The sequence below is a fragment of the Candidatus Arthromitus sp. SFB-turkey genome, from assembly GCF_001655775.1.
GTDB lineage: Bacteria > Bacillota > Clostridia > Clostridiales > Clostridiaceae > Dwaynesavagella > Dwaynesavagella gallinarum.
Genome location: NZ_LXFF01000034.1, coordinates 59,304 through 69,598 on the forward strand (window position 1 = coordinate 59,304; position 10,295 = coordinate 69,598).

General features: G+C 28.3%; 9 protein-coding genes. 8 read left to right on the forward strand and 1 reads right to left on the reverse strand.

Annotated elements, in window-relative coordinates:
* Positions 1-70 precede the first annotated feature (70 nt).
* From A6P36_RS07010 to dnaJ, 7 genes are all read left to right on the forward strand, one after another.
* On the forward strand, positions 71-367 hold the full coding sequence (locus A6P36_RS07010; RefSeq protein WP_066762584.1) for a hypothetical protein: 297 nt from the start codon (positions 71-73) through the stop codon (positions 365-367).
* Between the two features lie 87 nt (positions 368-454).
* Entirely contained in the window at positions 455-2,263 is a 1,809-nt protein-coding gene (gene lepA / locus A6P36_RS07015) for a translation elongation factor 4 (RefSeq protein WP_066762557.1), read from the forward strand.
* Positions 2,264-2,266: 3 nt separating this feature from the next.
* Positions 2,267-3,388, forward strand: a complete 1,122-nt coding sequence (gene hemW / locus A6P36_RS07020) for a radical SAM family heme chaperone HemW (RefSeq protein ID WP_066762561.1) — start codon at positions 2,267-2,269, stop codon at positions 3,386-3,388.
* A gap of 92 nt (positions 3,389-3,480) precedes the next feature.
* Positions 3,481-4,497 carry a heat-inducible transcriptional repressor HrcA gene (hrcA, locus tag A6P36_RS07025; protein WP_082917657.1) on the forward strand — a complete coding sequence of 339 codons (1,017 nt, stop codon included), beginning with the start codon at positions 3,481-3,483 and terminating at the stop codon, positions 4,495-4,497.
* Positions 4,498-4,523: 26 nt separating this feature from the next.
* Positions 4,524-5,093, forward strand: coding sequence for a nucleotide exchange factor GrpE (grpE, locus tag A6P36_RS07030; protein ID WP_066762570.1), 570 nt, complete (start codon positions 4,524-4,526; stop codon positions 5,091-5,093).
* A gap of 47 nt (positions 5,094-5,140) precedes the next feature.
* Entirely contained in the window at positions 5,141-6,961 is a 1,821-nt protein-coding gene (gene dnaK / locus A6P36_RS07035) for a molecular chaperone DnaK (protein WP_066762572.1), read from the forward strand.
* A gap of 56 nt (positions 6,962-7,017) precedes the next feature.
* Positions 7,018-8,166 (forward strand): molecular chaperone DnaJ, encoded by a 1,149-nt coding sequence (dnaJ, locus tag A6P36_RS07040; RefSeq protein WP_066762575.1) that lies wholly within the window; start codon positions 7,018-7,020, stop codon positions 8,164-8,166.
* Between the two features lie 36 nt (positions 8,167-8,202).
* On the opposite strand, the gene A6P36_RS07990 is transcribed toward dnaJ, so the two are convergent.
* Positions 8,203-9,303: AAA family ATPase (locus A6P36_RS07990; protein WP_156508002.1), on the reverse strand; the 1,101-nt coding region annotated here is incomplete at its 5' end.
* A 78-nt stretch (positions 9,304-9,381) separates the two neighbouring features.
* On the opposite strand from A6P36_RS07990, the gene A6P36_RS07050 reads away from it, so the two are divergent.
* Positions 9,382-10,295, forward strand: a 914-nt coding sequence (locus A6P36_RS07050; protein ID WP_197487230.1) for a dynamin family protein, incomplete at its 3' end; no start/stop codon positions are given.

Genomic DNA, 10,295 nt, shown 5'->3' on the forward strand with positions numbered 1-10,295 from the left:
CAAAAAATGGTATAAAAATATATTTGAAATGACATTATCTAAATATATAAATATTTGGATGGTGTCATTTATGTTTTTTAAGGGGAAGAAATTTAAATATACGTCAGGAATATTATTGTTTATTTTTGTTTTTGTTATTGGATTTGTTAAGATGAATATTGTTTATTCTTCTACAGGAATAGGAAGTAGTGTATCAACTCAAAAAATTGAATTTTATGAAGACGATGATAGCATAGATACTTTTTCTGATATTAAGGATAATGCTTTTATTAGAATTTATAAGGAAGATTACGGATTTGATGTTGTTTTAAATATGTTTAATGAGGAAAAAACTTTTAGTTTAAAATTACCTTGGAAAAATAATTAAAAAAATTTAAAATGGTATTAATTTTTAGAATTGTATAGTGTTATAATGAACAAATGTATATTTATCGAATTGTAGGTGGTTTTTTATATGGATAATGAAAAACAGAGTTATATAAGAAATTTTTGTATAATAGCTCATATAGATCATGGAAAGTCTACGTTAGCAGATAGATTGATTGAAATTACAGGTACTTTAACTAAAAGAGAAATGGAAGAGCAAGTTCTTGATAATATGGAATTAGAAAAAGAGAGAGGAATAACTATTAAGTCTCAAGCTGTAAGACTTATATATAATAGTCCAGTTGACGGTAAAGAGTACATATTGAATTTAATAGATACACCAGGACATGTGGATTTTAATTATGAAGTATCTAGAAGTTTAGCAGCATGTGAAGGAGCGTTACTGGTGGTTGATGCTAGTCAAGGTGTTCAAGCACAAACTTTGGCTAATTGTTATTTGGCATCTGACGCAGGGTTAGAAGTGGTACCTGTTTTAAATAAAGTTGATTTACCAAATCAAAGAACAGAAGAAGTTAGGTTGGAGATTGAGGAAGTAATAGGAATTGAAGCTGAAGATGCACCAGCAATATCAGCGAAAACAGGACTTAATATTCAAGATGTTTTTGAAGTAATAGTTAGAAAAATTCCACAGCCTGATGGAGATACTAATGATTCATTAAAAGCATTGGTTTTTGATTCAATGTATGACTCTTATAAAGGGGTAATTTGTTATATAAGAGTTAAAGAAGGATATATAAAGCCTCAAATGAAGATAAAGTTTATGGCATCTAATAAGGAATATGAAGTTACAGAAGTTGGTATTTTTACACCTAATTATAAACAGGTTGATATGTTGCAGGCGGGAGAAGTGGGATATGTTACTGCAGCAATAAAAAATGTTAAAGATGCAAGAGTTGGTGATACTATAACTTCTGTTGAAAATCCAGCGCAAGAACCTTTAGAAGGTTATAAGTCTGTTGTTCCGACTGTATTTAGTGGAATTTATCCTATAGTTGGAGATAAATATGAAGAACTCAAGGAAGCTCTTGAAAAACTTCAGTTGAATGATGCTTCTTTAATATTTGAACCTGAAACTTCTCTTGCACTTGGTTTTGGATTTAGATGTGGTTTTTTAGGTTTACTACATATGGAAATAATTCAAGAAAGATTGGAGAGAGAATTTAATTTAGATATTATAATTACTGCTCCATCTGTTATATATAAAATTCAGAAAACTTCTGGAGAAGTTATTGAGGTTACAAATCCATACAATATGCCTAAAGCTACAGAGATACAATTTACTGAAGAGCCTATTGTTAAGGCTACAATAATAACACCTTCAGATTTTGTTGGAGGAGTAATGGAATTGTGTCAAGGAAAACGTTCAACATTTTTAGATATGCAGTATTTAGATACTAGTAGAGTGATTTTAAAATATATAATTCCTCTAAATGAAATAATATATGATTTTTTTGATACTTTAAAATCTAAAACTAAAGGTTATGCTTCATTTGATTATGAGTTAGATGGGTATCAGCAAACAAAGCTAGTTAAATTAGATATATTGTTAAACGGAGAACCTATAGATGCTTTATCAATGATAGTTCCACAGGAAAAAGCTTATCAAAGAGGTAAAATGATAGCAGAAAAATTGAAAAATGTTATACCAAGACAGTTGTTTGAAATACCTATTCAAGCTGCGATAGGTGCTAAAATAATTGCACGTGAAACTGTTAGAGCTGTTAGAAAAGATGTTTTAGCTAAATGTTACGGTGGAGATATAACAAGAAAGAAAAAATTATTAGAAAAACAAAAAGAAGGTAAAAAGAGGATGAAACAGGTGGGATCTGTTGATATACCACAAGAAGCGTTTATGTCTGTTTTAAAGGTTGATTAGTTTATGATAGGATTGTATGTTCATATACCGTTTTGCAGTAAAAAATGTTATTATTGTGATTTTGCATCTTATGAAAAAGTGGAATATTTAATGGATGAATATGTTGATGCAGTATTAAGCGAGCTTGATAAATATAAACAAGAGAAATTTGATACTGTTTTTATAGGTGGTGGAACTCCTAGTTATTTAGAAGAAAAGAATTTAGAAAAATTATTGCGTGGTATTTCTAGTAGGTTGAAAGATTCTAATATTTTAGAATTTACAATTGAATGTAATCCAGGAACTATTAACTATGAAAAACTAAATATTATGAAAAGCTATGGAGTTAATAGATTAAGTATAGGGATGCAAAGTGCTAATGATGATACCTTAAAATTTATAGGTAGAGTACATAGTTTTGATGAATTTGATAAAGCATTTAATTGTGTGCATAGAGTTGGATTTGAAAATATAAATGTTGATTTGATTTTTGCTATACCGTGTGAAACGATTGAAAATTACAAAAATACTTTAGATATAGTAAAATCTTATGATTTAGCTCATATATCCGCATATAATTTGATTTTAGAAAAAAATACAGAATTTTATAGGAAGTACAAAGAAAATAAATTTAAAGAATTAGATGAAGATATTCAACTTAATATGTACAAATATACAAAGTTTTTTTTAGAAAACATTGGTTTTAAACAGTATGAAATTTCAAATTATGCTAAAAACGGGAAGAAGTGTTTACATAATTTGATATATTGGAATTTTGATGATTATGTAGGAATTGGAGTTTCTGCACATTCGTTTTATAAAGGAATTAGGTTTGAAAATACTAGAAATATATACGAGTATGTAAAAATGTTTAAAGATAATAATCATGTTTATTTTAAAATGTATAAAAATTCTTTAGAGGATAATATTGAAGAATATGTTATGCTTGGATTAAGAAAAAATGAAGGTATTAATATTATAGAATTTGAGAAAAGATTTGGAATAAACTTATTTAAGATTTTTGAAAATCAAATAAAAAAATATACTGAAAATCGTTTGTTAAAGATTGAAGATAGAAGAGTATTTTTAACATCAGAAGGTATTGTTTTAATGAATTACATTTTAAAAGATTTTATTTTTGAATAAAAAATTTGACAAATTTGATTTAAAGTGTTATTTTATTCTCAAGCCATTAGCACTCAAAAATATAGAGTGCTAACAAAAAGGGGTTAATTGATATGGATGAGAGAAAAACTAAAATATTGTATTCAATAATTCAGGATTTTATATGTACTGGTGAACCGGTAGGATCTAGAACGTTATCTAAAAAATATAATTTAGGTGTAAGTTCAGCAACTATTCGTAATGAAATGTCGGATTTAGAAGAATTAGGTTTTTTAGAACAAGTTCATACTTCTTCTGGGAGAAGACCATCGAATAAAGGATATAGACTATATGTTGATAAATTGATGATACCTGCTCAAATAACTAAACAAGAGGAATTATATATTAAATCTGATTTGATGAACTTAGATATATTTGATATTGAAAATGTTCTTAAATCTAAATTAGCTCTCATTTCTAAATTGACAAATTTGGCTTGTATATTAAAAATACCGTCGGTTATGAAGAATTCTATAAAATCAGTTCAATTTATTAAAATTGATCATAGAAATTTGTTGGTTGTAATTGTGACAAATGAAGGTATTATAAGGAATAGTGTAATTAGGGTCAGAGATTTTATTTCAAATAATGATATAGAAATAATTAATAAAATAGTTAATGAAAATTTAGCATGTTGTACTGTTGAAGATATTAGTGTAGATGTTATAAATAGGGTTAAATCTGCTCTGAAATTGAATGGATATGTTTTTGACCAAGTTATTACTATTTTGTATGATGTATTTAAAGATGATAAAGGTAGTGAATGCTACATAGAAGGAGTTAATAATATTTTAAATTATCCTGAATTTAGTGATATTGATAAGGTGAAGAGTTTTTTGTGTTTTCTTGATAATAGAGGAAAGTTTGAGTCATTGTTGAATTGTAACAAAGAAGATGATCTCGAAATAAGAATTGGAGATGAAAATTATGTAGAAGAAGCACAAAATTATAGTATTGTTTTAGGAAATTATAAAAAGAATTCGAAAGTTTTAGGCACTATAGGTATTATTGGGCCAACAAGAATGAATTATTCTAAGATAGTATCCATACTTAGGTCTTTAATAGACTTTATAAATTCAAGTATAGATTAAGTTAGTTTTTTGGAGGTGTTTTTAATTTGATAGATGAGAAGGATTTTTCATCTTCTTCTGAATTGGGTCATGATGAACATGATGAAATAGAGGGAAAAAAAATAGATTCTTCAGATGAGGAAGAAACTGATATTGAATCGTGTTCTATTGCTGATTTAGAAGAAAAAAATTCGGAATTAAAGTGTGAAATAGAAGATTTAAAAAATAGATTTTTGAGAGTTAGTGCGGAGTATGATAACTATAGAAAACGTACTTTACGTGAGAAAAGCGAGTTATATGGAGATGCGTGTTTAGATATTATAGTCCAAATTTTACCAATTCTTGACAATTTAGAAAGAGCTAATTCTGTTGAAGCTGATTTAGATTCTTTTAAAAAAGGTATTGGTATGGTGATAAATCTGTTTTATGATATTTTACAAAAATTAGGAGTGAAAGAAATAGATTCAACAGGCAAGTTTGATCCTAATTTACATGAGGCGGTTGCTCATATTTCTGATGAAAGTTTAGAAAAAAATACAATAGTTGAGGTTTTACAAAAAGGATATCTTAGAAATGATAAAGTCGTTAGACATAGTATGGTAAAAGTTGCTAATTAATTGGGAATTAGCATTTTAAAAATTAATATTAATTTGGAGGTTTGTTTATGGGAAAAGTTATAGGTATTGATTTAGGTACTACTAATTCGTGTGTTGCTGTTATGGAAGGTGGAGAACCAGTAGTAATTCCGAATTCAGAAGGTGGAAGAACAACGCCTTCAGTAGTTTCTTTTCAAGCAAATGGAGAGAGATTAGTTGGTCAGGTTGCTAAGAGACAGTCGATTACTAATCCTGATAAGACAATTATTTCGATTAAGAGACATATGGGAACTGATTATAAGGTTGATATCGACGGGAAAAAATATTCTCCACAAGAAATATCATCAATGATACTTCAAAAAATTAAAGCTGATGCTGAGGCGTATTTAGGAGAAACAGTTACTCAAGCGGTTATAACAGTTCCAGCTTATTTTAATGATAGTCAAAGACAAGCAACAAAGGATGCAGGTAAAATTGCAGGACTTGAAGTGTTAAGAATAATAAATGAACCAACAGCAGCTTCACTTGCGTATGGAATAGATAAAACATCAACACAAGAAAAAATATTAGTTTATGATTTGGGTGGAGGTACTTTTGATGTATCTATTTTAGAACTTGGAGATGGAGTATTTGAAGTTCTTGCTACTAATGGAGATACTTTTCTTGGAGGAGATGATTTTGATCAGAAAATAATCGATTATATAGCAAGTGATTTTAAATCAAATACAGGTATTGATTTGAAAAATGATAAGATGGCTCTTCAAAGATTGAAAGAGGCTGCTGAAAAAGCAAAGATAGAGTTGTCATCATCACAACAAACAAATATAAATCTTCCTTTTATTACTGCTGATTCAAGTGGACCAAAGCATATTGAAATGACACTTACAAGGTCTAAATTTAATGAAATAACTTTAGATCTTGTAAATAGAACGTTAGAGCCTATGAAAAAAGCTTTACAAGATGCTGGACTTCAAATAGGAGATATAAATAAAGTTGTTTTAGTAGGTGGATCTACAAGAATACCTGCTATTCAAGAGGCAGTTAAGAATTTTACAGGTAAAGATCCTTCAAAGGGAGTTAATCCAGATGAGTGTGTAGCTGTTGGAGCGGCTATTCAAGGTGGAATATTAGGGGGAGATTATGACAATACAAATTTACTTTTGTTAGATGTTACACCACTTAGTTTGGGTATAGAAACTTTGGGAGGAGTTTCTACCGTTATTATTGAAAGAAACACAACAATACCTGTTACTAAGAGTCAAGTTTTTTCTACAGCAGCAGATAATCAGACTTCTGTTGAAATTCACATTGTACAAGGTGAAAGACAGATGGCTGCAGATAATAAAACTCTTGGTAGATTTACTCTTTCAGGAATACCTCCAGCTCCTAGAGGAATACCTCAGATTGAAGTTACTTATGATATAGATGCTAATGGTATAGTTAAAGTTAGTGCTATGGATAAATCAACAGGTAAAAAAGCTGATATAACAATAACTGCTACGACTAATTTAAGTGACGAAGAAATTGATAAAGCTGTTAAAGAAGCAGAAAAGTATGCGGAAGAAGATAAAAAGAGAAAAGAAAGTATTGAAATAAGAAATACAGCTGAAACTTCTGTTTATCAAATAGAGAATTCTTTAAAAGAGTTTGGGGACAAAGTTGATGCAAATGAAAAAGCAGAAATAGAAAATAAGATTAAAGTTTTAAAAGACTCTTTAAATGGTGATGATTTAGAGAATATAAAGAAAGCTCAAGAAGATTTGACACAGTCATTTTATGCACTATCTACAAAAATGTATCAGCAAAATGCTTCAAATGGTAATGAAACATCTGAAAATAATCAACAAACTTATGAAGCGACAGATTATAAAGTTGAAGATAGTGAATAGTTTTTTAAATTGCTAGATAGGTAAAACTATTCTAGCAATTAAATTTGAGGTGATTTATGTCTAATAAAAGTTATTATGAAATTTTGGGTGTGAGTAGTAATGCATCTGATGCTGAAATAAAGAGTGCTTTTAAGAAACAAGCTATAAAATATCATCCTGATAGGAATAAGGGTAATGCTGAAGCAGAGAAAAAGTTTAAAGAAATAAATGAAGCTTATCAGGTATTAAGCGATCCAAATAAAAAATCTAGTTATGATAGAGTTGGACATGAGGCATATACTAAAGGAGCTAGTTATGGTACTAATTCTTCTTCTGGATTTGAAGGATTTGACATGGATTTTGATATTGGTGACATTTTTTCTAGTTTCTTTGGAGGAGGTTTTGGTGGTAGAACTAAGAGAGGACCAAGACCTGGAAATGATTTAGAATATAGTTTGACTCTAACGTTTGAAGAGGCTGTTTTTGGATGTACAAAAGATATATTTTTAAAAAGAAAAGATAAATGTAATGTTTGTTCTGGAAGTGGTAGTAAACCAGGTAGTAATAAAACAACATGTGATAAATGTCAAGGATCAGGTCAAATAAAAGTTCAGAGTAATACACCATTTGGAAGTATGGTTTCTATGACTACTTGTTCTAAATGTTCGGGTATGGGTAAGATTAATACTAATCCATGTAATACATGTAGAGGAAGTGGAAAGGTTAATAGTGAAAAGAAAATAACAATATCAATACCTAAAGGTATTGATACAGGTCAGGTTATTTCTATGAGAGGAGAAGGTGAAGCGGGAGATATTGGTGCACCTTCTGGAGATTTATATATTACTATTAATGTTATGAATAGTAGTAAATTCAGGCGTAAAGGTAACGATATTTTTACAGATCATCATATTCCTATATGGAAAGCTATTTTAGGTGGAGAAAGTATTATAGAAACATTAGATGGTGATTATAAAATAGATATAAAAGAAGGAACTCAATCAGGTACTGTTCAGGTTTTAAAAGGCAAAGGTGTATACAAGGTTAACTCGAACTTTAGAGGGGAGCATCATGTTAAAATTGTTGTTGATATACCTAAAGTTATGAATAATGAGCAGAGAGAAGTTATAGAATTGCTTAAGAAGAATTTTGATGTTACTCAGGAGTATTCAGAAAAGAAAAATGTACACAAAAAGAAGAGTTGGAAAGAAAGATTTTTTGATTAAGATTAAAATTTGTAGCTACTAATGTTTTGTTAGTAGCTATTTTATTTTGTTCCAATATTCCTTTATAGAATTTTCAAATTTGTTATTTCCATATGTATAATAAATTTTATTTTCAAACCCTTTTGGCATATAGTTTTGTTTTACATAATTATGTGGGTAATCATGAGGATATATGTATGATTGTTTACTATCTATAGATTTATTTGAAAAACTATCACACAGATAATTTGGGATTTCTATATTTGAATATTCAATATCTTTAATGGCATTATTTATTGCTAAATAAGAGCTGTTTGATTTTGGTAATATACTAAGAAAAATTACAGCTTGTGATAGTGGAATTTTAGCTTCGGGAAAGCCGATCATTAATGCGGCATCTACACAGGATTTTGTTATTGAAATTGCTTGAGGATGTGCGAGTCCTATATCTTCACATGCGATTACTAGAAGTCTCCTACAAATTGATTCAAGATTTCCACTTTTTATTAATAATGCAAGAGCTATTGAAGCAGCGTTTGGATCTGAACCACGTATGCTTTTTTGAAGATAACTCAAATTATTGTAGTGATTGTCACTATTATTATCAGTATATATGTGATACGTTTGAGAAAGATTTTCTATGTGATTAATTGTTATTTCTTCAGTAGGATTGTATGTATTTATTGTAAGTTCAAGTATATTTAATGCTTTTCTAAAGTCTCCACACGCGATTTTTGATATTAAATCTATGCTTTCATTAGTGAATATATAATTTAAAAAATGTTTTGAGATTATATTTTTAAGTTGATTTAATATTTCTTTTTGGGATATGGGTTTGAAGTTTAAAGTTATACATCTGCTTAAAATTGAATTGAATATTGAAAAATTTATATTTTCTGTTGTGCTTCCTATTAATGTAATTGAACCATTTTCTATGAATTCTAAGATTATTTGTTGTTGTTTTTTTGATAAAAAATGAATTTCATCTATGTAGAGGATTATTCCATCGTATCCATTAAAATTATAAGTGTCTTTGATTATATTTTTTATTTGTTCTGTGTTTGTTGTTGTACCATTTATTTTGTAAAAATTTTTATTGCATTCATTTGCTATTATATTTACTATTGAGGTTTTTCCACTTCCAGGTGGTCCGTATATNNAAAAAATAAATATATATATTATAATATATTGTAAAAATATTCCATTTTTTATATAAGCTCGAGGTGAATTTTAATTTTGTATATTGATAAATATAAAAAAGCTATTTCTTTAATTGATGATATGTCTTTAAGTTTACAATCTAACAAAGTTATGATTGAAAATGATGAATTTGATATCTCTTTGAATAATATCAAACATATTTTAACACAAAAAACTTTTAAAGTCGCTGTAGTTGGTGCAATTAAATCAGGTAAGTCTACTATGTTAAATGCTTTTATTGGAAGGGATTTGCTTCCAAATCAAAATGCTCCATGTACTTTAGCGACTACAGAAATTTTTCATTCTGTTGATGAGTGTACATATATAAAAAAATGTTTTATTAATGGTGAATGTGAGAATATTAAATCCAACAAAAATTTTACTCTTGAACAAATGTTTCATAATGATATAAAAGAAGTTAGAAAAAATAATACTCATTTAGATATACAAAAATATTCTTTGCATGCTCCTATTAATGGACTTCAAACTTCTATTTATGGAGATGTTATAAAAAACTTTGTATTATTGGATACCCCAGGACCTGATGAAATTTCAACTTCCAATTTTGATGTTGAACATATTCAAAAAATTTCTTTGAAAGAATTGAGAAACTCCGATGCCCTTATTGTGATTTTTGATTATCAAAATTTTATGTCTGATATAAATGGTAAAATTTTAAGGTATATAGCAACCAATGAAAATATTGTTGAGCGAGCTAAAAATAAAATATTTTTTGTTATTAACAAAATTGATTTAATTAATAATAAAGATGAGAGCATTGAAGAGTGTATTCAAAAAACTAAAGATATGATAAAAGAGTATATTCCTATAATTGAGGATCCAAATGTTTATGCTTTTTCTGCTAAACAGGCTCTTTTTGCTCGAATTGTTAAGAAAAACGTGGTATCACAAGAAACTTTAAATGAGATAGATAGGTTATATGGTTCAAG

What these genes read in the sequence shown, in the direction of transcription:
- A6P36_RS07010 (WP_066762584.1), top strand. Translation starts at nt 71, where the DNA reads ATGTTTTTTAAGGGGAAGAAATTTAAATATACGTCAGGAATATTATTG.
- lepA (WP_066762557.1), top strand. Translation starts at nt 455, where the DNA reads ATGGATAATGAAAAACAGAGTTATATAAGAAATTTTTGTATAATAGCT.
- hemW (WP_066762561.1), top strand. Translation starts at nt 2,267, where the DNA reads ATGATAGGATTGTATGTTCATATACCGTTTTGCAGTAAAAAATGTTAT.
- hrcA (WP_082917657.1), top strand. Translation starts at nt 3,481, where the DNA reads ATGGATGAGAGAAAAACTAAAATATTGTATTCAATAATTCAGGATTTT.
- dnaK (WP_066762572.1), top strand. Translation starts at nt 5,141, where the DNA reads ATGGGAAAAGTTATAGGTATTGATTTAGGTACTACTAATTCGTGTGTT.
- dnaJ (WP_066762575.1), top strand. Translation starts at nt 7,018, where the DNA reads ATGTCTAATAAAAGTTATTATGAAATTTTGGGTGTGAGTAGTAATGCA.